The organism is Pseudomonas sp. (assembly GCF_002796985.1).
In the GTDB taxonomy this organism is placed as follows: domain Bacteria; phylum Pseudomonadota; class Gammaproteobacteria; order Pseudomonadales; family Pseudomonadaceae; genus Pseudomonas.
Window position 1 is genome coordinate 70,058 of sequence record NZ_PEKX01000009.1, and the last position, 20,556, is coordinate 90,613.

The 20,556-nt window shown below is 66.4% G+C and carries 22 protein-coding genes; 9 read left to right on the forward strand and 13 right to left on the reverse strand.

What is annotated here, in order from left to right:
* Positions 1-184: 184 nt before the first annotated feature.
* The 3 genes from CTR55_RS14660 to CTR55_RS14670 all read right to left on the reverse strand — a co-directional run bounded on the left by CTR55_RS14660 (position 185) and on the right by CTR55_RS14670 (position 4,317).
* On the reverse strand, positions 185-1,543 hold the full coding sequence (locus tag CTR55_RS14660; RefSeq protein ID WP_296287239.1) for a DUF1329 domain-containing protein: 1,359 nt from the start codon (positions 1,541-1,543) through the stop codon (positions 185-187).
* Positions 1,544-1,554: 11 nt separating this feature from the next.
* Positions 1,555-3,384: a DUF1302 domain-containing protein gene (locus CTR55_RS14665; RefSeq protein WP_296287241.1), complete on the reverse strand. Its 1,830-nt coding sequence runs from the start codon at positions 3,382-3,384 to the stop codon at positions 1,555-1,557.
* A gap of 84 nt (positions 3,385-3,468) precedes the next feature.
* On the reverse strand, positions 3,469-4,317 hold the full coding sequence (locus CTR55_RS14670) for an AraC family transcriptional regulator (RefSeq protein WP_296287242.1): 849 nt from the start codon (positions 4,315-4,317) through the stop codon (positions 3,469-3,471).
* A 96-nt stretch (positions 4,318-4,413) separates the two neighbouring features.
* Here CTR55_RS14670 and CTR55_RS14675 point away from each other — a divergent pair, with 96 nt between their 5' ends.
* Positions 4,414-5,340, forward strand: coding sequence for a LysR family transcriptional regulator (locus tag CTR55_RS14675; protein WP_296287244.1), 927 nt, complete (start codon positions 4,414-4,416; stop codon positions 5,338-5,340).
* A 279-nt stretch (positions 5,341-5,619) separates the two neighbouring features.
* On the opposite strand, the gene CTR55_RS14680 is transcribed toward CTR55_RS14675, so the two are convergent.
* Positions 5,620-6,543, reverse strand: coding sequence for a LysR family transcriptional regulator (locus tag CTR55_RS14680; protein ID WP_296287246.1), 924 nt, complete (start codon positions 6,541-6,543; stop codon positions 5,620-5,622).
* A gap of 202 nt (positions 6,544-6,745) precedes the next feature.
* Here CTR55_RS14680 and CTR55_RS14685 point away from each other — a divergent pair, with 202 nt between their 5' ends.
* Together CTR55_RS14685 and CTR55_RS14690 are read left to right on the forward strand one after the other, a co-directional pair.
* Positions 6,746-7,696 (forward strand): alpha/beta hydrolase, encoded by a 951-nt coding sequence (locus CTR55_RS14685; RefSeq protein WP_296287248.1) that lies wholly within the window; start codon positions 6,746-6,748, stop codon positions 7,694-7,696.
* A gap of 75 nt (positions 7,697-7,771) precedes the next feature.
* Positions 7,772-8,800, forward strand: coding sequence for an AraC family transcriptional regulator (locus CTR55_RS14690; protein WP_296287249.1), 1,029 nt, complete (start codon positions 7,772-7,774; stop codon positions 8,798-8,800).
* A 2-nt stretch (positions 8,801-8,802) separates the two neighbouring features.
* Here CTR55_RS14690 and CTR55_RS14695 read toward each other — a convergent pair whose 3' ends face one another.
* Complete coding sequence (locus tag CTR55_RS14695) at positions 8,803-9,258, reverse strand: GNAT family N-acetyltransferase (RefSeq protein ID WP_296287251.1); 456 nt, start codon at positions 9,256-9,258, stop codon at positions 8,803-8,805.
* Between the two features lie 56 nt (positions 9,259-9,314).
* Positions 9,315-10,232 (reverse strand): LysR family transcriptional regulator, encoded by a 918-nt coding sequence (locus tag CTR55_RS14700; protein WP_296287253.1) that lies wholly within the window; start codon positions 10,230-10,232, stop codon positions 9,315-9,317.
* 97 nt (positions 10,233-10,329) lie between these two features.
* On the opposite strand from CTR55_RS14700, the gene CTR55_RS14705 reads away from it, so the two are divergent.
* On the forward strand, positions 10,330-10,617 hold the full coding sequence (locus CTR55_RS14705; protein WP_296287255.1) for a DUF2218 domain-containing protein: 288 nt from the start codon (positions 10,330-10,332) through the stop codon (positions 10,615-10,617).
* Positions 10,618-10,861: 244 nt separating this feature from the next.
* Here CTR55_RS14705 and CTR55_RS14710 read toward each other — a convergent pair whose 3' ends face one another.
* Positions 10,862-11,143 carry a type II toxin-antitoxin system RelE/ParE family toxin gene (locus CTR55_RS14710; RefSeq protein WP_296287256.1) on the reverse strand — a complete coding sequence of 94 codons (282 nt, stop codon included), beginning with the start codon at positions 11,141-11,143 and terminating at the stop codon, positions 10,862-10,864.
* The gene (locus CTR55_RS14715; RefSeq protein ID WP_296287258.1) at positions 11,140-11,367 is read right to left on the reverse strand and encodes a CopG family ribbon-helix-helix protein; all 228 of its coding nucleotides are present in this window, start codon (positions 11,365-11,367) and stop codon (positions 11,140-11,142) included. The genes CTR55_RS14710 and CTR55_RS14715 overlap by 4 nt, the downstream gene beginning before the upstream one ends.
* Before the next feature lie 250 nt (positions 11,368-11,617).
* On the opposite strand from CTR55_RS14715, the gene CTR55_RS14720 reads away from it, so the two are divergent.
* From CTR55_RS14720 to CTR55_RS14735, 4 genes are all read left to right on the forward strand, one after another.
* Positions 11,618-13,003 carry a sodium:solute symporter gene (locus CTR55_RS14720; RefSeq protein WP_296287259.1) on the forward strand — a complete coding sequence of 462 codons (1,386 nt, stop codon included), beginning with the start codon at positions 11,618-11,620 and terminating at the stop codon, positions 13,001-13,003.
* Between the two features lie 25 nt (positions 13,004-13,028).
* On the forward strand, positions 13,029-13,985 hold the full coding sequence (gene speB, locus CTR55_RS14725) for an agmatinase (protein ID WP_296287260.1): 957 nt from the start codon (positions 13,029-13,031) through the stop codon (positions 13,983-13,985).
* A 75-nt stretch (positions 13,986-14,060) separates the two neighbouring features.
* Complete coding sequence (locus tag CTR55_RS14730) at positions 14,061-14,984, forward strand: LysR family transcriptional regulator (protein ID WP_296287262.1); 924 nt, start codon at positions 14,061-14,063, stop codon at positions 14,982-14,984.
* Between the two features lie 160 nt (positions 14,985-15,144).
* Entirely contained in the window at positions 15,145-15,546 is a 402-nt protein-coding gene (locus CTR55_RS14735; RefSeq protein WP_296287263.1) for a GFA family protein, read from the forward strand.
* Between the two features lie 108 nt (positions 15,547-15,654).
* On the opposite strand, the gene CTR55_RS14740 is transcribed toward CTR55_RS14735, so the two are convergent.
* The 5 genes from CTR55_RS14740 to CTR55_RS14760 form a co-directional block, all read right to left on the reverse strand.
* Entirely contained in the window at positions 15,655-17,613 is a 1,959-nt protein-coding gene (locus CTR55_RS14740) for a DUF4105 domain-containing protein (RefSeq protein ID WP_296287265.1), read from the reverse strand.
* A complete protein-coding gene (locus CTR55_RS14745) occupies positions 17,610-17,945 on the reverse strand; it encodes a DUF2388 domain-containing protein (RefSeq protein WP_296287267.1) in 336 nt (111 codons plus the stop codon). The genes CTR55_RS14740 and CTR55_RS14745 overlap by 4 nt, the downstream gene beginning before the upstream one ends.
* A gap of 37 nt (positions 17,946-17,982) precedes the next feature.
* Entirely contained in the window at positions 17,983-18,276 is a 294-nt protein-coding gene (locus CTR55_RS14750; protein ID WP_296287269.1) for a DUF2388 domain-containing protein, read from the reverse strand.
* Between the two features lie 107 nt (positions 18,277-18,383).
* Positions 18,384-18,704: a DUF2388 domain-containing protein gene (locus CTR55_RS14755; protein WP_296287271.1), complete on the reverse strand. Its 321-nt coding sequence runs from the start codon at positions 18,702-18,704 to the stop codon at positions 18,384-18,386.
* Positions 18,705-18,796: 92 nt separating this feature from the next.
* On the reverse strand, positions 18,797-18,994 hold the full coding sequence (locus CTR55_RS14760; RefSeq protein WP_296287272.1) for a DUF1127 domain-containing protein: 198 nt from the start codon (positions 18,992-18,994) through the stop codon (positions 18,797-18,799).
* Between the two features lie 333 nt (positions 18,995-19,327).
* Between CTR55_RS14760 and CTR55_RS14765 the strand changes: the two genes are divergently transcribed.
* Positions 19,328-20,542, forward strand: a complete 1,215-nt coding sequence (locus tag CTR55_RS14765) for an acyltransferase (protein ID WP_296287273.1) — start codon at positions 19,328-19,330, stop codon at positions 20,540-20,542.
* Positions 20,543-20,556 lie beyond the last annotated feature (14 nt).

Consider the following 20,556-nt stretch of genomic DNA (forward strand, 5'->3'; position numbering starts at 1 on the left):
TCTCCTACAGGAGGAGGTCTTGTGCGGAGGCTTGCCCTCACCCCAGCCAGGGTTAGGGTGAGGGGACACCCTTGCGCCGATCTCCCCGGCAGCACCCCGGCCAAAAACAGAACCGCCCCCTCCGGAGTCCGGAAGGGGCGCAGGAGCCCCGGCTACGCCCAGCCGGGGCAAGGCAGAGAAAGCCTCACTTGGCCCAGCGGCGCAGGTCCGACGGTGTGTAGTCGCTCATCTTCGCGTGCTGGCCGCTCTTCAGGCCGGTGTTCTCTTCGTTCATCAGGCCGTTGACGAAGTAGCGCCCGCTGATCAGGTCGTAGGCCGCGGCCAGGGCCTCGAAGGTGAACTGCTTGTCGTAGTACGGCATGGCGTGGGACTGGTAGTTGCGCCACAGCTCACCTCGGCTGTCGTACAGCTCGCCGAGGAGGATGTTCCAGCTGTCCTCGTCGAGGTAGTAGCGGCGCTTGCTGTAGACGTGGCGCGCGCCGGGCTTGAGGGTCGCCTCGACGACCCACACGCGGTGCTTCTCGAAGCGCGCCAGGTCCGGGTTGATATGGCCGGTCTGGAGGATGTCGGCGTATTTCACCGAGCGGTCGTACAGGCGGAAGCTGTTGTAGGGCACGAACAGTTCCTGCTTGCCCAGCAGCTTCCAGTCGTAGCGGTCCGGTGCGCCGTTGAAGCCGTCGAGGCTGTCGGCGGTGACCATGCCGTCGCTGTAGCGCGCGCTGTTGTCATAGGCGATCAGCGGGGCGCGGCGCACCCGGCGCTGGCCGGGAATGTACTGCCAGGCCGCGCGTGGCTCGGCCACCTGGTCCATGGGTTCGTGGCTGAGTACGGCTTCGCCGGAAAGCCGCGCCGGTTCCAGCACGCGGGTCTTGAACAGGTACAACAGGTTGGCGTCCGACGGCAGGTCGTCGACGGTTTCGGCGTAGTTCATTTCGGTCTGCGAGCGCACCAGACTGTAGACGCCGTTCTCCTTCACGTTGGCCGAGCTGAAGGTGCGTTCGAGGCTGCCGCCACGGTAGCGGGTGATGTGGTTCCAGATCGCTTCGACCCCGGCCGTGGGCAGCGGGAAGGGCACGCCGCGCCGGTAGTTCAGCACGCCGTTGCCGCCGTCGGCGAGCTTGGCCTGGCTGGCGTTGTCACGGGTTGCTGCGTTGATCTCGTCGGGCAGCCGCGCGCTGCGATGGCTGGGGTAGACGTTGATCTTGTAGGTGTTCGGGTAGCGCTTGAGCATCGCCTGCTCGCCGGGGCTCAGCCACTGGCTGTATTGCCCGGCGTTGGCCGGGGTGATGCTGAACAGCGGCTTCTCGGCGGCGTAGGGATCGGTATAGCCGCCCTTGGCGTCGAGCTGCCCGGCGTCGGCTTTCAGGCCGCCGTCCCAGGCGGGAATACTGCCGTCGGCGTTGCCGGCCTTCTCGGCGCCGACCGGAGTCAGGCTATTGCCAAGCTCGGCAGGAGTGGCGGCCGGGCTGTTGGCTGTGGCGGCATGGGCGCAGAACGCCAGGCCCATGGCCAGCGCCAGGGCGGAGAGTTTCGCAAGATGCATGGGGCGGTTCCTCAGAAGTCGACCTTGGCGCTGACGCTGTAGAAGTCGCGGTCGTCGAGCGTGCTGTAGTGGTTGGAGCCGAAGAAGCTGTTGTAGCCAAACTCCAGGCTGTAGTCGTTCAGGTAGTTGAAGGCCAGCGACAGGCCAGCGGCCATCTGCCCTTCCTGGAACGGGCCGCCCGGGTCGTAGGAGTAGCCCTCTACGTCGTGGCGGAAGTTCAGGCTGGGCAGCATGTTCACCCCCGGCAGCACGTCGCTGTATTCCAGGCCGGCACGCAGGCGGTAGCCCCAGGACCAGGGCGTGGTGAAGCCGTCGTCGGTGCAGTAGCGATTGGTCACGCCGCTGGCCGCGCTGTTGCATTGGCTGCCGTTGAGTGGCGCGCTGCGGCCGAACGCGGAGTTGCGCCCCAGGCGCTCGTCGCCGACATCGCCGACGTGCACCACGCCGGCTTCGCCGAGCAGGGTCAGGCGGGTGGCGCCGAGCACGTTGTCGATGATCTGGGTGGCCGAGGCGGTCATCTGCCACACCGGCTTGCGCTCCCAGCCGTCCAGGGTCTGGCCGGTGGTGGAGGCGTTGGCCGGTACGTCAGTGATCGACGAGCTGCCGCCGGGGCCGCTGATCATCGCCACGTTCATGTCCGGGCCGTTGAGTGACACCGGCATGTTTGGCCGGTAGCTCAGCTCCGCCGCCAGCGAGGTGCCCCAGCCGGGCAGCGCGCCGTTGAGGCTCAGGCCATAGAGGTGGATGTTCTCCGGGAAGGCCGCGGCGTACACCGGCCCCTGCACGCGGCCGAGGGGGAAGTTGCCGGGCTTGCTGGCGTCCCGCGCGGTGAGCTGCAGGTACGGCAGGCGGGCGTGGTAGTTGACGTAGTAGAAAGCGGCTTCGGCATCGTTCAGCGAGCTGATCAGGGTGCGCAGGGCGACGCCCCATTGGCCCTGGTCGGACGGGTCCTGGTCGTCGCCGTGGGCGGCGTACAGCCCGCTGGCCTGCATCTGCGCGTCGGTCTGTACCTGGCTCAGGTACAGCGGGCCGCAACCGGGCTGGATGGCGTCGCTGGTGGCGAAGAAGGTGCCGCAGCCGTCGAGCACGCTGGGCCGCCAGTTGTACTGGTAGAAGCCCTCCAGGTTCACCTTGTCGCTCAGGCCGAGGTTGAACGAAAGCATCTCCACCGGCAGCTGGCCTTCCTTGATGTCCACGCCGGGCTTGTTGAAGGCGCTGTAGTCCAGCGGGTTGATCACGTTGATGCCGTTCTGGATCAGCACCGCCTCGCCCCAGGACAGCACCTGCTTGCCGAGCTTCATGTTCAGCGGGTGCTCGGCGACGTCGAAGTCCTTCCACACATAGGCGTCGAGGGTGTCGAAGCCGTGGTAGCGCGCCAGGGTCGGCCAGCCGCCGTCGTCGAAGTCCTTGAAGCGGCCGTCGCCGGTTTCGTAGGCGTGGTCGTACCAGTACTTGAAGCGAATGAAGGCGCCCTGCCCGTCGCCCTCCAGGCTGAAGTCGGTGAGGCCCTTGAACATCTGCGAGATGGGGTCGCCCTTCTTGAAGTTCAGGCGGTTGTCGTCGGCACTCACGCTGCTGCCGTCGGCATTGCTGATGTGCTGGGCCTGGAGCGCGTTGGCGTGGGTCATCAGGTGACGGTCGGGGTCCTGCGCCGACCAGCTGGCGCCCAGGCTCAGGGTGGTCTTGGTGGACAGGCTCCAGTCGTCGTTCAGCGCGAAGCTGGTGGCGTGCGCGGGAGCGGCGCCGCCCGCCGCGAGGGCAAGCAGCAGAGGTCGGACAATGCAGCGCTGGCGCCGCCCCAGGGAGGCAATGGGGGCGGGGGCCGGATGGATTCTTGTCATTATGGGCTCCGGATGGGTTTTACCGCGGGCCCACCATGACGGCGGTGCGAGTGGCGACCACAAGCCGGGAAGGACAAAAACCGATCATGCCCCGCCGCAATGGCCGAGGCGGAACTGCTTGGGCGTGACGCCGAAGCGCTTGCGGAAGGCGCGGATGAAGTTGCCGCTCTGCCGGTAGCCGATGCGTTCGGCGATGCGCTCGATGGGCTGGTCGGAGGAGCGCAACCAGAGGCGCGCCAGGCTCAGGTCGTCGCCCTGCCCGGCCTCCCGCGCGCCGCTCCACTGGCGCTGCAGGCCCTGGTAGAGGAACTCGTTGGCGCCCGCCAGGGATGTCGCCAGCAGCGCAGCCGGTAACGCCAGGAAGGGCGTGCGGGTGCGACGCCAGGGGACGCCCCACTGCGTCAGCATTTCGCCGCAGCGCTGGCGCGGGCCGATTCCTGTTTCGAGGAATACCTCGTGGGGCGAACGGCCGATGCGCCGGGCGATATTGCGCACCAGCGTCAGCACCGCCGCGTCCAGGCCAAAGTGGTGCAGTTCCTGGCTGACGGGCTTCAGGGTCAGCCGAGTGGCAGCGCCTGCAACCTCCAGTCGTACGTCCACGCAATTGGTCACCGCCGGTACATGCTCGCAGAAGGCCGCGAGGCTGGCGCCCAGGTCCGGCGCCGAGTCCAGCAGGATGTTCAGGCCCTGCAGACAGTGGGTCGCCATGCCGTGGACCAGCTCGCAGCCGAACTGCGGGTTGCCGCTCGCGCGTTCGCACTCCCGCCACAGCCGCTCCACCTGCTCGGCCGGAATGCGTGCTCGATGGTCTTGCAGTTGTATGTCGGTGATCCCGGCGCGCGCCCGCAGCTCCACCGCACTGAGCCCGAGGCGGGCCGCGTGCAGCAGGATGGTGCTGGCGAAGGCGCTTGAAGTGAACAGCAGAGGCGACATGGCGAATGACCGGGGCAGTGAGCGGTTTACTAGATCAGCTCGCTCTGCTATCCATCAAATTCATTCGACTCAACACTTCAATGCGCAGGATGCATGATGGAACTCCGACAGCTCCGCCACCTGGCCGCCCTCGCCGACTTCCAGAACTTCCAGCGCGCCGCCGATGCCATCGGCCTCAGCCAGTCGGCGCTGAGCCGCAGCATCCAGACCCTGGAGCGTGACCTGGACTGCGAACTGGTGGATCGCCAGAGCCGCGAATTCCGCCTCACCGGCCAGGGTCAGTTGGCGCTGCAACATGCCCGCCGTTTGCTTGCCGGCAGCCGCTCGCTGCGCAACGAACTGGAGCAGTACAACGGCCTGAATGCCGGCGAGCTGCGCTTCGGCTGCGGGCCCTACCCGGCCCAACTGCTGGTGCCGGAGGCGATGGCGGATTTCATCCGCGCGCACCCGGCCATCGATGTCGGTTTCCTCATGGGCGATTGGGAACAGATGGCCCAATTGCTCAAGGAGGAGCAGGTGGAGTTCTTCGTCGGTGACGCCCGCGAGTTTGCCGGCGATCCGGAATATCAGGTGCGCTGGATGGGCCTGCGTCCGGGGCGCTTTTTCTGCCGCGTCGGCCACCCGCTGGCGGCGCGTGAGTCGTTGAAACTGGGCGAGTTGCTCGACTACCCGCGCGTGGGGACGCGAATTCCGCCGCCGCTGCGCAAGGTGCTGGCCGAGGTCATCGGCGAGCGCGACTTCCACATGAACGTCGAGTGCGCACAGTTCGCCGCCATCCTGCACATCGTCGCGCGCTCCGACGCGGTCGGGCTGGCGGCGGTGGAGGCATTGCATGCGCCGGTGCAGCGCGGCGAAGTCGCCTTGCTGCATATCAGCGATGTCCCCCAGGACCGCCCCGAACTGCGCCTGCACTACGGCATCGTCAGCCGGGCGGGCTTTGGCCTGTCGCCCGCGGCGCAGGCCATGATCGAGGCGATTCTGGCGGCGGACGAACGCTTGCCGCGTCAGGCTCATGCGGGATGATCGAGGGCTTTGCGTAGGAGCGATCTCTGTCCGCGATAGGTCCGCATCGCGCCGGAAGCCAATCGCGGACAGAGTCCGCTACCTACCTGAAGTTCCGTGCCTGTGCTTCCCCCCTCACCCCAGCCCTCTCCCTCAGGGAGAGGGAGCCGATTGTGCCGGCTGACGCCATGGTTTCATTCTGCACCGAACTATCCCCTCTCCCTTCGGAGCGGGGCGCGCAGCCAGGGCTAGGGTGAGGGCAAGCCCTGGCACGGATTATTCAGAGAAAGACAGTTGCTCCTACGCTCCTTGACGCTGAGGATGCGGCAGCGCCTGCAGGCCGGCAAAGGCCCGCTGCACCTGCTGGATCGCCTGCTCCATGGCCTGCTCGAAACGGTAGCGACTCTCCACGTACAGGCACAGTTCGATGCCTACCGGCTGCTCCAGCGGCAGCGGGCTCTGGCGCAGGCCGAGCAACTGCGCGACGCGGCTCGGCAGGGTCAGGCCATAGGGCCGCTGGTCAGCGATCAGGCGTGCCGCCAGGGCGCTCTGCAAGGTCAGGGCGATGTGCCGGCGCTGGCCGCGCAGGCCCAGCTCCAGGTCGATCGGCGCCAGCCCATCGCGGCGCTGGGACACCTGGATCTGCGGCACTTTCAGGTACTCCTGTAGCGTACGCGGCGGCTGCGTCAGCGCTTCGCCATGGGCGAACACGTACTGGTCGACCAGCAGTGGCAACTTGCGCAGGCCGCTCTGCTGCGACAGCGGCTGGTCGATGTCGATCAGCAGGTCGAGCTTGCCGCCCGTGAGTTCCTGCAGGGCCTCGCGGCGCCGGCTCTGGTAGAAGCGCGGCTGCCAGTCGAAAGCCGGGCTCTCCAGCAGCGCTCCCAGCAGGGTCGGCTGGAAGGCTTCCGGGCAGCTGATGCGCAGGCTGCGTGCCGCTGGGGTCGCATGGGCGGCGGGTGTGTGGCGGAGAGCTTCGCGCAGACTGTCCAGTGCCTCGCGAACCGATCCGGAAAGCCGGTGCGCCACCAGGGTCGGCGCCACGCCCTGATGGGTCTTGATGAACAGCGGGTCGTCGCACAACTGGCGCAGGCGGCGCAGGGCATTGCTCATCGCCGGCTGGGTCAGGCTCATCACCTCGGCGGCGCGGGTGATGCTGCGCTGGTGGTAGATGGCGTCGAAGGCCAGCAGCAGGTTCAGGTCCAGTTGGCGAAGATCGAGCATGGCGGGCACCGCGGTGTGCATTGAATCGAGCGGCGCATGCTAGTGAGCGCCCTGCCCCGCACCGCCAGCCGCACAGGACAATTTCCGATCACCCGGCCGCTGGGTCGACGGCCGTGGTGGCGGCATTCGCCCGGTGAATTCGCTTCGGCGCAGGCCGCCGGGCTTGGCATAGTGGGCTTCACCACTCGCGGGAGGGCACGGCATGAACGAGTTCACACACCAGCTGCTGGCGGTCAACGGCATCCAGCTCAGCGTCTACGGCTGCGGCCCGGAGCACGGCAAGCCGGTGTGGCTGCTGCATGGTTTTCCCGAATGCTGGCATTCCTGGCAACACCAGATGCGTGCCCTCGCCGCTGCCGGCTACCGCGTGTTCGCCCCGGAGATGCGCGGCTATGGCCAGACCAGCGCGCCCGACGCGGTGGACGCCTACGACGTGCTGACCCTCTGCGCGGACATCCAGGGCGCGATGGACGCCCTCGGTCACCAGCGCGTGGCCATGGTCGGCCACGACTGGGGCGCGCCGGTGGCCTGGCACCTGGCGCTGCTGGAGCCGCAGCGCGTGGAGGTGCTGACGACGCTGTCGGTGCCTTTCGCCGGCCGCGCCAAGCGCCCGCCGGTGGACATCATGCGCGAGGTGTTCGCCGGCAAGTTCTTCTACATCCTCTACTTCCAGCAGCCCGGCCGCGCCGAGGCGGAGCTGGACGCGGACATCGCCCTCAGCCTGCGTCACTTCCTCGGTGACAACGTGCGCCTGGCACCGGAACAGTCGCCCGAAGGCCGTCTGTTCGACGGCCTGCCCCCGCCGCCGGAGCACCCGGCCTGGTGCAGCGCGGAAGATTTCCAGCATTACGTGCGGACCTTCGAGGGGCGCGGCTTCCATGGTGCGCTGAACTGGTACCGCAACTTCGAGCGCAGCTGGCAGCGCAGCGAACCGCTGGCCGGGCGCAAGGTCGAGCAGCCGACGCTGTTCCTGATCGGCGATCGCGACCCGGTCGGGCGCTTCGAGGCCTACACCGTGCAACGCATGCCCGAGCATGTGCCGAAGCTGGAGCAGCATGTGCTGGAGAACTGCGGGCACTGGATCCAGAGCCAGCAGCCGCTGCAGGTCAACGCGCTGCTGCTGGACTTCCTCGGCCGCCACTACGCGGCCTGAAGCGGCCGTCGGCTTGTCGCTGGCGGGCGCAATGCGTAAGGTCGGGCGGCCAGCTTTGCCGAGCCGCCGCGCGCCATGAGTTCACGCCCCGCCGACCCATCCAACGCCTTCTACGCGCCGACCCTGTTGCCGGCGCTCGAGGAGCTGTTGTCGCGCGGTATCCCTGCTGCGCAGCTGGAAGCCGGTTTCCGCCGCACGCTGCTGGAGCTGCGCACGCCGCTGGTGCGGGTGCCGCTGTTCCTCTCGCGGCGCTTCTGGGACCTGGCCGAGCAAGCCAGCGGCGAAGCGGCCATCGGCCTGCTGGCGGGCAAACGCTTCGCCTCGACCCTGACCAATGGCCTGACCTACCTGTTCGACGTGGCGCCGACACTGGAATCGGCCTGTACCTACTTCTGCGCCTACTTCCCCTACTTCAACGGCTCGCTGCGTGCGCAGCTGCGCGAGGTGGACGGCCAGGTGGCGCTGGTGCTCAGCGAGCAGGGAGCCCTGCTTTCCGGGCGGCAGAGCCGCGAGTACACGGTGGTGGGTATCTGCAGCCTGCTGCGGCGCAAGCTGCTGGCCAGCGGCATCGGCCAGGACCCGTTGCTGCGTATCGAACTGCCCGGCGACGAGCCGAGCAACCCGCAGGCTTACGAGCAGACGCTGCGTGCGCCGTTGAGCTGGCGCGCCAGTGATGTGGTGCTGCACCTGGCACCGGAGCTGTTCCGCCACCCGCTGTCGCCGGCCAATGCGGAGCTGGAGGGGATGCTGGTGGGGCTGCTGGATCAGGCACGCGAGCAGACTCGGAGCACCCTGCTGGACGAGGCCGCCGATTACATCGCCCGCGAGTTGCCCCAGGGCGCGAGCTTCCAGTCCTTCTGCGAGAGGCGCCACCTGACCGAACGCACCGCCGCGCGCCGTTTGCTCAGCCAGGGCTGGCGCTACAGCGAGCTGCTCGACGAACAGCGCCGCTACCGGGCGCTGGACCTGCTGGAGGAGTCGACGCTGTCGCTGGCGGAGATCACCGACCAGCTCGGCTACGGTGACCTGCAGAGCTTCTCCCGTGCCTTCGGCCGTTGGTGTGGCACCAGTCCGGGCGCATGGCGCGAGAGCCTGCCGCGCTGACGTCAGGCGTTGCGGCGCATGCCGATGTGCGGGATGTCGTCTTCCAGGTAGACCTCGCTCACTGCGGTGAAACCGTAGCGGCCGTAATAGCCCTGCAGGTGCGCCTGCGCCGAGAGATAGATCGGCAGGCCCGGCCAGTGCTGGGCGATGGCCTGTAGCGCCTGCTCCATCAACTGGTGGCCAAGGCCGGTGCCGCGACCCTGCGGGGCGATCACCACGCGGCCGATCACCACGTCGCCCTCGTGGCGCTGCGGGTCCAGCAGGCGCAGGTAGCCGATCAGCCGGCCCTCCTCCTCCACCATCAGGTGGCAGGTGTCGCCGAGCAGGTCCAGGCCATCGACTTCCTGGTAGGGGCATTGCTGCTCCACCACGAAGACTTCGGTGCGCAGTTGCAGGATGGCGTAGAGCTCTTCCTTGGTCAGGTCGCTGTGGTGCTTGCAGGTCCAGTTCAGGGCCATGTCGTGTTCACTCCGATCATCAAGGTGGCGTCTTCAGAGCGGCATGGTAGCGCGCCTCACACCGGCGCGTGGAAGCGCAGCGTGGTCGAGCCGCCGAGATGCCGGCGCAGTGCCTCGATGGCAACTTTCACCTTGGCTGGCTGCGCATCACGGCGCGGGGTCACGGCATAGATGCCGAACGGCGGCAGCGTCCACTCCGGCAGCAGACGCACCAGCTTGCCCTCGTCCAGCGCCTCACGGACTTCCGGCTCGGGTTGCGCGGAAATGCCCAGACCATCGAGGGTGAACTGACGCAGGGCGATCATGCTGTTGGCGGCGACGCGCGCCTCCAGCCGCAGCTTGCAGCCCTCCCCGCCCGGCCCGCTGAAGTTCAGGTAGGCCTGGTGTGCCACGGTATTCAGCGACAGCCAGTCGACGCCCTGCAGTTGCTGCGGATGGTCGATGGCCGGTATCCGCCGCAGATAGGCGGGAGCAGCGCAGACCACGTTGTTCCACTCGGCCAGATGTCGCGCCACCAGGCTCGAATCAGAGAGGCTGCCGACGCGGATGGCGAGGTCGATACGCTGTTCGATCAGGTCGATCTGCTCGTCGTGGAAGAACAGCTGCAGGCGCAGCTGGCGGTGGTTCTCCAGCAGCGGGCGCAGCGCCTCGGTGATCAGCTTGCCGGAGAAGCCCACCGGCGCGGCCAGGCGCAACTCCCCCACCGGGGCCTCGCGCCATTCGCCCAGGCGCTGCTCGGCCTCCTCGGCGATCGCCAGCATCTGCGCGCAACTGCGGTAGAAGGCCTCGCCAGCCTCGGTGAGCGTCAGCTTGCGGGTGGTGCGGTGCAGCAGCGTGACCTGAGCGTGGGTTTCCAGCTTGCGGATCTGCTGGCTGACTGCCGAGGGCGTCATGCCCAGGGCTTCGGCCGCGGCGGCCATGGAGCCGCGAGCGACAACGGTGGCGAACACCGCCATGCCGCGAAGATGGTCCATTGTGAAGCTCCGCTAAAGAGTGAAAGGCAAAATAGCGGGTTTTTCCCTTGATTGCCGGCGCCTAGGATGTCATCTCCCAAAATGGAGAAGAGAAAAGATGCCTTTGAGCCGTGCCACCGTCGCTACCCCCGAAGCCGCGCGCTACCTTAAGCGCCTGTGCAACCACTTCGCCCACAAGCTGCCGGTCGAGCTGACCGAAGAGCGTGGCGTACTGACCTTCGATTTCGGCACTTGCCGCCTGCATGCCACCCCGGAAGCGTTGCTGCTGGATGCCGAGTCTGCTGAGGCGGAAGGCCTCGAGCGCCTGCAGAACGTGGTGGTCAGCCACCTTGACCGTTTCGCCTGGAAAGAAGGCCAGCTGCCGGTGAACTGGCAAGCCGCCTGACAGCGCGGGCGAAAAAGCACCAAAAACGAAAAAACCCGGCCAAGGCCGGGTTTTTTGTTGCCTGGAAAAAGCCAGGCGTAGCTCAGATTTTGTGACTGTATTTTGGCTTTTCGGTCGCAGAACATCCGTCGAATCAATAATGGTCGACAAATCGACCGCCGAATTAAAAAGCGTTCATTTGTTCGCTTTTTAATCAAACCGTAAAGTCAATAGCTTGAAACATCTTGTAACCGTGCGGCCACTTTTACCCCGAGTTATCCACACGATCGATGCGCAAAATCTGCACAGAACGCCCCTTTACCCGGAAAGCCGCCTGGTACGGCCAGCGCTCGACCGGCAATTCGCGGACGCCGGGCACTTCGCTGGGCCCGCCACTGCTGCTTTGCTCCAGGTTCGCCAGCGGGCTCACCTGCTCGACGATGTCCTGGATGGCCCGTAGCGCCTTCTCCGGGCCGATCAGCACGACGTAGTGGTCGTAGATGGCGTCCAGGTCGGCGGCGGCCTTGTGCGTCCACTGCAGGCTCATGCCAGGCCCCACTTGGCCTGAATGACGGCGTGCTCCAGCAGATGGCCGGCATCGGCATCCGCGACCCCTTCATCGATGGCCGCCACGTGCCAACTCTGGCGCTCCAGGTACTGCGCCAGGGCCTGGCGCAGGTGGTACGGCCGGTCCCGGTGGGTGGCGCGGGCCAGTTGGTCCAGCGCCGCCACGAGGGCGTCATCGGCACGGAACGAAACAACGGTGGTCATTTTTTGAGCAGGCTCGTTTACGCTGTATACAGTGTAGACAACGATAACATACGTATACGAATCAAGCACTTGGCGAGGCGGGGTTTTTTCTCCAGGCAGCCCTGAAAGCCGCTCTGGCGCGGGCCTGGCGGCACTTTCGTGAAGACGAAAGTTGGCTTCCGGTATCGGGGATTTGTTGTTCGGGGGTGACGCATCAGGCTGGCGGGGCGAAGGCCTGATTCCCCCACAACAACAACAGGAGCCCCCCGCGATGCTGCTCGATTACCTGATCATGCTGGTCTACGCCCTGGGCATGCTTGCCCTGGGCTGGTACGGAATGCGCAAGGCGCGCAACCAGAACGACTTCCTCGTGGCGGGGCGCCGCCTCGGCCCAGGGCTCTACCTGGGCACCATGGCCGCCGTGGTACTGGGCGGTGCCTCGACCATCGGCACGGTGAAGCTCGGCTATCTCTACGGGCTGTCCGGCCTGTGGCTGGTGTTCATGCTGGGCCTGGGGATCATCGTCCTCAGCCTGGTGTTCTCGCGGCAGATCGCGAGGTTGAAGGTCTACACCGTCACGCAGATTCTCGAGCAGCGCTACCAGGCGTCATCGCGGCTGATCGGCGGCATCGTGATGGTCGCCTACGACCTGATGGTGGCGGTCACCGCGACCATCGCCATCGGCTCGGTGACCGAGGTGGTCTTCGAGATCCCGCGCATCGCGGCGATCCTCTGCGGCGGCGGTATCGTCATCGTCTACTCGGTGATCGGCGGCATGTGGTCGCTGACCCTCACCGACATCATCCAGTTCGTGATCAAGACCCTGGGCATCTTCGCCGTGCTGCTGCCCATGTCGATCCACGAGGCGGGCGGCCTGTCGCGCATGCAGGAAGTGCTGCCGGCGGGCTTCTTCGACCTCGGCCACATCGGCCTGGACACCATCCTCACCTACTTCCTGCTGTACTTCTTCGGCGCGCTGATCGGCCAGGACATCTGGCAGCGGGTGTTCACCGCCCGCAGCGAGAAAGTAGTGCGCTATGCCGGGCTCGGCGCGGGCGTCTATTGCATGCTCTACGGCCTGGCCTGCGCGCTGATCGGCGCTGCCGCCCATGTGCTGATCCCCAACCTCGCGGTGCCGGAGAACGCCTATGCGGAAGTCACCCGCCAGGTACTCCAGCCGGGGTTGCGCGGCCTGGTGGTCGCGGCGGCGCTGTCGGCCATCATGTCCACGGCGTCGGGTTGCCTGCTGGCTGCCGCCACGGTGTTCCAGGAAGACATCTATGCACGATTCCTGCGCCCCGGCGCGCCCAACGGCCTGCGCGAGAGTCGCCTGTTCACGCTGATGATGGGCGTGGTGATGCTGGGCCTGGCCTGCCTGGTGAACGACGTCATTGGCGCCCTGAGCATCGCCTACAACCTGCTGGTCGGCGGCCTGCTGGTGCCGATCCTCGGCGCGCTGCTGTGGCGCCGCGCCTCCGCTCGCGGGGCCATGGCCAGCATCGTGGTCGGCTGCCTGGTGGTGGTCGCCTTCATGGCCATCGACGGCGTGCTCGCCAATACCCCCATCGCCTACGGTCTGCTCGCCAGCCTGGTCACCTTCGTGGTGGTCAGCCTCGCCGGTGCGCCGGCTGCCAGCCTGCAGGCGCAGGCTGACTGAACCCCCATCCGACAGGAGACGCCCCATGCCCCATGATTTCCCGCAACCCCTGGACGCCGCCCAGATTCCACGCTTTGCCGGTATCCCCAGCTTCATGCGCCTGCCGATCTTCGAGGACCCGGCGCAGGTGGATATCGCCCTGCTCGGCGTGCCCTGGGACGGCGGCACTACCAATCGCGCCGGCGCCCGTCACGGCCCGCGCGAGGTGCGTAACCAGTCGAGCCTGATGCGCAAGGTGCACCACGTCAGCCATATCGCGCCCTACGACCTGCTGCGGATCGGCGACATCGGCGACGCCCCGGTGAACCCCATCGACCTGCTGGATTCGCTCAAGCAGATCGAGGGCTTCTACCGCCGCATCCACGCCGCCGGCACGGTGCCTCTGTCGGTGGGTGGCGACCACCTGGTGACCCTGCCGATCTTCCGCGCGCTGGCTGCCGAACGGCCCATCGGCATGGTGCATTTCGATGCCCATTCCGACACCAATGACCGCTACTTCGGCGACAACCCCTACACCCACGGCACGCCGTTCCGCCGCGCCATCGAGGAAGGGCTGCTGGACCCGAAGCGCACAGTACAGATCGGCATCCGCGGGTCGATCTATGACGCCGACGACGAAGCCTTCGCCCTTGAGCAAGGTATCCGGGTGATCCACATGGAAGAGTTCGCCGACCTGGGCGTCGAGGCCACGCTGGCCGAAGTCCGCCGGGTGGTGGGGCAGGGGCCGACCTACGTGACCTTCGACGTCGATGTGCTGGACCCGGCGTTCGCGCCCGGCACCGGCACACCGGAGATCGGCGGGATGACGACCCTGCAGGCGCAGCACCTGATCCGCGGCTTGCAGGGGCTGAACCTGATCGGCGCCGACGTGGTGGAAGTTTCGCCGCCGTTCGACCAGGGCGGGGCCACCGCGCTGGTGGGCGCCACCATGATGTTCGAGCTGCTCTGCGTGCTGGCCGACTCGATCGCTTCGCGCCGTTGACCGGGCGGGGGGTTCACGGGGCGGCGCCGTCGGCGCTATAACGAAAGGCCTGCGCCCGTCGCCGCGAGAACTCCCATGCTGGGCAATCTTTCCGATATCGACCTGCGCCTGCTGCGCACTTTCTGCACCATCGTCGAGGCGGGCGGCTTCACCGCTGCCCAGGTGCGCCTGAACACCAGCCTGTCACGGCTGAGCGTGCTGGTGCGCGACCTTGAGCTGCGCCTCGGCTATTCGCTGTGCCGGCGCGGCAGCAGCGGCTTCCAGCTCACCGAGGAGGGGCAGCAGCTGTATGAGGCGGCGCTCGGCCTGTTCGTCGACATCGAGCGCTTCCGCGAGCAGGTGACCGGCCTCGGTGGCCGCGACCGCGAGGTGCTGCACCTGGGCTGCGTCGATGGGGTGATCGGCCAGCAATGCTGGCCACTGCCGCTGGCGATCCGCCTGTTCCGCGAGGGCCATCCGCAGGTGCGCCTGAACCTCCACACCCAGCGCCCGGACGAGCTGGAAAACGCCGTGCTGGAGGAGCGTTTGCAGCTGGCCATTGGCGCCTTCCACCATCGGCTCTCGGGCCTGTGCTACCAGTTGCTGTTTCGCGAGGAGCAGAATCTCTATTGCGCCCGCGAGCATCCGTTCTTCGCCCGCGCGGCGGATGAACCCTCGCTGGAACAGATCTGCGCCGCCGAGTACGTCGGGCGCGGCTACATGACCGAGAGCCGTCGGCCCCATGGCCTGGTTTTCAGCCGCGCGACCAATGCCTACAGCATGGAGGCCATCGCCAATCTGGTGTTCAGCGGCACCTTCATCGGCTACCTGCCGACCCATTACGCGAGCGAGTGGGTCGCCGAAGGGCGCTTGCGTGCGATCCGCCCGGCGCAGCTGGCGTACGTCTCCGAATTCCATTGCGTGACCCGGCAGGGCGCCGAGCCGGGCGCGGCGCTGGGGGCCTTTCTCGCTGCCCTGATGCGCGCCCAGGCCGAGTTGGGCACAGGAGCGCCGGCGTGATTGCCAGCCCGCGAGCCCTGTACGAGGGAGGTTGCGTCCCGACCTGCAATGGGCCGTCAATCCGCAGCCGCTGGCGGCCTTTCCACCGCGCCAGTGCAGGTTGCCGGGCGACCATGAGGCGGCGAAATACGATGGAGCAACTTCACCTGGAGGATGGGAGATGAGTGCTGTGCATGCCGGTGGCTGCCATTGCGGCCAACTGCGTTACGAGTGCGACGCGCAACTGAGCGACGTCGCCCATTGCCACTGCTCGATCTGCCGGCGCACCACCGGCGGCATCGTCACTACCTGGGCCACGGTGCCGCTGGATAGCTTCCGTTGGACCCTTGGGACGCCGGCTGAATACCGGTCCTCGGCGTCCTGCATTCGCTATTTCTGCGCCCATTGTGGCGCGCAGCTGGCGCTGTTCACCGATCAGGCGCCGGACACCCTGGATATCACCACGGCGACCCTGGACGAGGTCGCCAGCGTGGTGCCGGATCGGCACATCTGGGTGAAGAGCCGCCTGCCGTGGATTCACCTGGACGAGCAGTTGGAGGAGGAGTGGGAAGAGAAGCTCTAGCGTTCGCTGTCGCTCCTTGGTTCGCGAGCAAGCTCGCTCCTACGAAGAGCGGCACCGTAACGCTCCTGTAGGAGCGAGCTTGCTCGCGAACGGGCTATCCGGAGGCTGTCAGGGCAGCTCCAGTCCGCCCGAAGCCTTGTGCAGCTCGCGCAGGTGCGCGCCGATCTGTTTGGTGTTGGCTTCCAGCGCGGCCAGTTCGTCGCGGCGCTCGGGAGTGAGCAGGGCGCGCACTTCGCGGTCGAGGTTGTCGCTGAGCTGGCGCAGGCGTTGCTGGCGCTGCTGGGTCTGCTTCTTCAGCGTGGCCGTCTCCGCTGCCTGGGGTAGGCCGTAGCCGCCGTCGAGCAGCTCGGCGGGGCGGCTGAGGAAACCGCTGTCGTCGAGGATCTGCTGCAGCGTCTTGCCCGCCGCGGCCAGGTCGGGCTTGCTCTGCAGGGCCTCCGGGTTGCTCAGGTACAGGCGCTTGAGTTCGTCCTGGGCCAGCAGCAGCTGGCGGCGCAGCGAGGCCTGTTCGAGCAGCAGCAGGGCGGCGCTGGAGCGCAGGTCGGCCTTGTCGAACCACGGGCGGCGCTTGACGGCGGGCAGGGCGAGCCAGTCTTCGACCTTGTCCTGCGGGACCTTCATGCGCTGCTTCAGCACGTCGAACATGGCCTGGTAGCGGTCGCGGAAGGAGTCGAAGCGATAGCCCAGGCGCAGGGCTTCCTTGGGGTTGTCCAGCACGCTGGGGTCGGCGATGCCCTTGTTCTCCAGCAGGCCGAGCACACCGTAGGGCGTGATGCTGTCCATGCTCTGCAGGCTCTGGCGCTGGATGCCACTGCGCAGCAGCTTGAGCGTCTCCACCGCGCAGTTGTTGGACAGGAAGTAGTAGTTGCCGTCGTAGCTCCAGTGGCTCTGCGCCGAGCGCTCCACCAGGCTGGCGACTTCGTCGCGGCTGAGCCTGAGCGGAATCGAGGCTAGGCTGCGCAGCTCGACCTTGGTGTACTCCTCGATCACCTGGGACAGCGGCAGCACGAACAGGCGCGAGGGGTAGGCGCCGGTCAGGCCGTCCCAGCTGGAGAGCTGCAGGTCGCCGACGAAGGCGCGGTAGGAGAGCACCAGGTGCTGGTCGAGGTCCAGGCGGCAGGCCGGGCCGCGCGGGCGCCCCGGCGCGCAGACCACCAGGCGCAGCATGGTGTGGCCCCAGCGGCTGGCGATCTCGGTGTTGGCCTCGGCGATCAGGTAGTCGACCTCGTAGACGCGTTCCGGGTCGAGATAGCCCAGCGGCTGGCGGCCGAAGTCGCGGCCGGCGTTGAGGTAGGCGTACTGGGTCGAGCATTCGTCGTGCGGGCGCTCGCCGAAGCGTTCCGCGTAGTAGCGATAGAGCGCCGGGCGACGGCAGGCGAAGCTGCGGTCGAGGAGGAAGTACTCCATGTTCACCGCGACGTACTCGCGCGGGTTGCTCAGCTCGTAGCGGTCGGGGCTGCGCAAGAGGAAGCGGTTGTGCTGTTCGCGTTCGCCATGCTTGCCGGCGTACTGCGGCCAGCCGGCGAGATCGAGCAGGTGCGGGTCGTCCGAGAGGCTGAAGCGGCGGCCGGTCTGGCCACGGCAATCGTCTGGCGCGCCGACACGACCGAGGCTCTTGTCGCGCATCGTGCAGCGGCGGATCACTCGGGCTTCATCAGGTTCCCAGAGGCGCGCGCGGTCGTAGAGGTGGGTCAGCTCGTGGAGCAGGGTGGCCAGCAGTTCGCGGCGCAGGGTGCCGTGGCTGCGGCCGGTCTGCTCGGTGGCGGCGCTGCCGTCGGTGAGCGGGCCGAGATAACGGGTGTTCAGGGCGATGGCGCCGGGGCGCAGGGTGCGGCCCATGCCATTGGTCGGCAGGTCGTCGCGCCACTGCACCTGGACGCTGCGGTCCAGGCGCTGCACGAAGTTGTCCGGCAGGGTGTGCAGGGCTTCGTCCAGCAGTTGCTGGCTGGCCTGGCGCTGTGCCGCGTTCAGGCCGTCGGCGTCCAGCTCCAGGCGGAGCGCGGCGTGGCTGCTGGCGGCGACTGTCAGCGCCAGGGCCGCCAGCCAGCGGCCTGCCCGGAGTTTCACAGAGCGAGGATGGCTTCAGCCAGGTCCTGGTCGGAGGCTTCGCGCGCCTGCGGCACCTGCTCGCGCAGCACGCTGAACGCGGCTTCCAGCTGCGCACCACGGATCGCGCCGTCGCTGCCGACGTAGCTGGCGGCATCGTCACGGGCTTCGCGGACGATCTTCATGTCACGCACGGAGGTGGTGGTGTCCGAGGTGAAGTCGATGCTGCGGGCGAAGGCGTTGGTGGTGATGTTGAACACTCGGATGACCGACTGGGCCTGGGCGGTGGACGCGCAGGCGGCGAGCAGCAGACCGAGGATCAGGGGGCGCTTGGAAAGCGAGCTGAGGCGCATGGATGTCTCCGAAAGGGCAGCGGGAGCTGCTCACGACTTATTTGGCAAGAATGGCTTCGGCCAGTTCCCGATCATTTGCCGCCAGCTCCGGGTGGCGCTGGCGCAACCAGTGCAGCGCCGCCTCCAGGCGGGCACCGCGCAGGGCGCCATCGGTGGCAACGAACTGCGCCGCGTCGTCGTGGGCGCCACGCAGCAGCTTGTTGTCGAAGGGCGCGCTGGTGACCTGGCTGGTGGCGTAGCTGGTCCCTACCGGAAACTGGGTGGTCTGGTCGAATGCCTGGGCGGGCAGGGAACAGCTCAGCAGTGGCAGCAGGAACAGCAGGGTACGCATGGGCTCGGACGATTGGAAAAGTACGGCCGACAAGGCTAACGGAATGCGCGGACGAGAGCCAGCGCAGAGCGCCGGGCGGAGTGCCCGGCGCGGAGGGGATCAGGCGATCAGATGGTCAGGATGGCCTGGGCCAGTTGCTGGTCATTGGCGGCCAGGGTCGGCAGCTTGCCGCGGATATGCGCGAAGGCGGCCTCCAGATGCGCGCCGCGGATCTGGCCTTGGCTGGCGACGAAGCTGGCGGCGTCGTCACGGGCTTCGAGGACGATCTTGTCGTCCTTGAAGGAGTTGCTGAGGTCCGAGGTGCCGTCGGAGGTGGCGCCGGTGGCGCGTACCGACAGGTCGGTGGTGTAGACGAAACTGGTGGCGAAGGCGCCAGTGGTGCAGCCGATCAGGGCGGCGGCGGCGATCAGGCGAAGGCTGTTCTTCATGGAGTGGCTCCGGATAAGACCAAACAAAGGTGGCCGGGGCGGCCACTCTAACTGTGGTCAGACTAGCCAAGACTGATCGGCGTCACCAGCATTCAACGCCAGAAGGGTTTCGAGATTTCGCGCACGCGTTCGCTGGGGCTGATGCCCAGGTCGGCCAGTTGCCGGCTGGTCAGCTCGGCGAGCTGGCGGCGGGTGCGGGCGTTCTGGTGCCATTGGCGCAGCAGCGTCCAGAGACGTTGTCCCGTTCTGGAAAGGGAGTATTGGGGCAGTTGGGCGAGGGTGCGTTCCATGGCAGCGTCCTCCGGCTCTCGTGGGGAGCGAGTGGTATGGGAGGACATGATCAGCCTGGAGGTGCATGACTCTCCAGTCACAGGAGGGAGGGATTGTTCCGGGTCAGTTCCACGATTTTCGCATCTGTACAGCCCTGATTCGGCGTCAGCTGTACTCGACGCGTCCGGGCACTTGCCAGCGCGTCGATGAACTGTTGCTATACGTGTCCATTCGGGTGGCGACACTCGGGAAAAGAACAAGAACGCATGGACGACGACCTGCTCAGACGAGCTTGCAGGCGTATTGCCGTTAGGTAGTGATGGCGTTCGTCAGCGGCACTGGGCTGGGGGCTCATGGAACAGAAGAAGAACATCGAGATCGAGTATCTGCGCGCTATTGCCGTTTGCATGACGCTGCTTGCTCATATGCCTGTCCTGCTGCCTTTCCATCATGGTTCGCTGGACTTCGTATTGTTCATCTTCAACGCCTGGACGGGAGTGGACCTTTTCTTCTGCATTTCTGGGTACGTCGTTAGCCGCGCTTACCTCGACTATTTCGACAAGCACCGGCAATCCGGTCATTTCGGGATCGCCGCGCAGAGCTTCTGGTTGCGCCGCTTGTATCGGTTGTTGCCAACCTCCTGGCTTTGGATTCTCATTCCGCTAGTGCTGTCGATCCTATTCAATTCGACAGGGATTTTCGGGAGTTGGTACGACAACCTGCGAGCCTTCACGGCTGTCGCCACCTTCAGTGGTAACCTGGCCAATCAGGAACAGTTCGGCAAGGCACTGGGGCCCAACGGTGTGTACTGGAGCCTTGCCCTTGAAGAACAGTTCTACTTCATCTTCCCGCTGTTCCTGCTGCTGGTCACGAGCGGCCGCTGGCGTGTGGGGCTGCTCCTTGCGTTGATCGCTTTGCAGTTCGGCTTTGATCGCAATCCGTTCAGTACGCCGTTGAGCGGGCTCCTCGCGACTTTCCGCTTGGATGCGATGATGTGGGGGGTGCTACTGTGCATCTTCAGTCGTACCCCATTGTATCGTCAGTACCAGCCGACGTTCCTGGAGGGGAACCTGCTGGCCAAGCTGGCCTTTACTGGGCTGTTGATTTATCTGCTGGGGGCGATCGCCGGGCAATTGCTCAAGATGCCCATTGCAACCGGGCTGGTTGCCATTGTCTCGTTGTTGCTGGTTTGGCTGAGCAGTTATCAGCAGGGCTATATCTATTGCCCTCGAAGCCTATCCAGAGTCCTCGTTTGGATAGGCTCTCGCTCCTACGCCATCTACGTCATTCATGTCTGCGCCTATCACTTCTCCATCGAGCTCTGGACCCGCTATGCCAGGTTGCAGGGCGAGGTGGTGGGCAAGGAATACACCCTGCCTCTGCTGCTGACTGCGTTGGTATTCATTGTCGTGGCAGCTGAGGTGAACTTCCGGCTTATTGAGGACCCGCTGCGGCGCAAGGGGGCGGACATCAGCCGACGTCGGCTCCGGAGGTTTACTGGGGGGCACCCTGAGGATGCCGCGGAGCGACCTGCGCCTGCTTCGACCGCAGGTAACCTCACCACATGAGTCCGTCGCTGTTG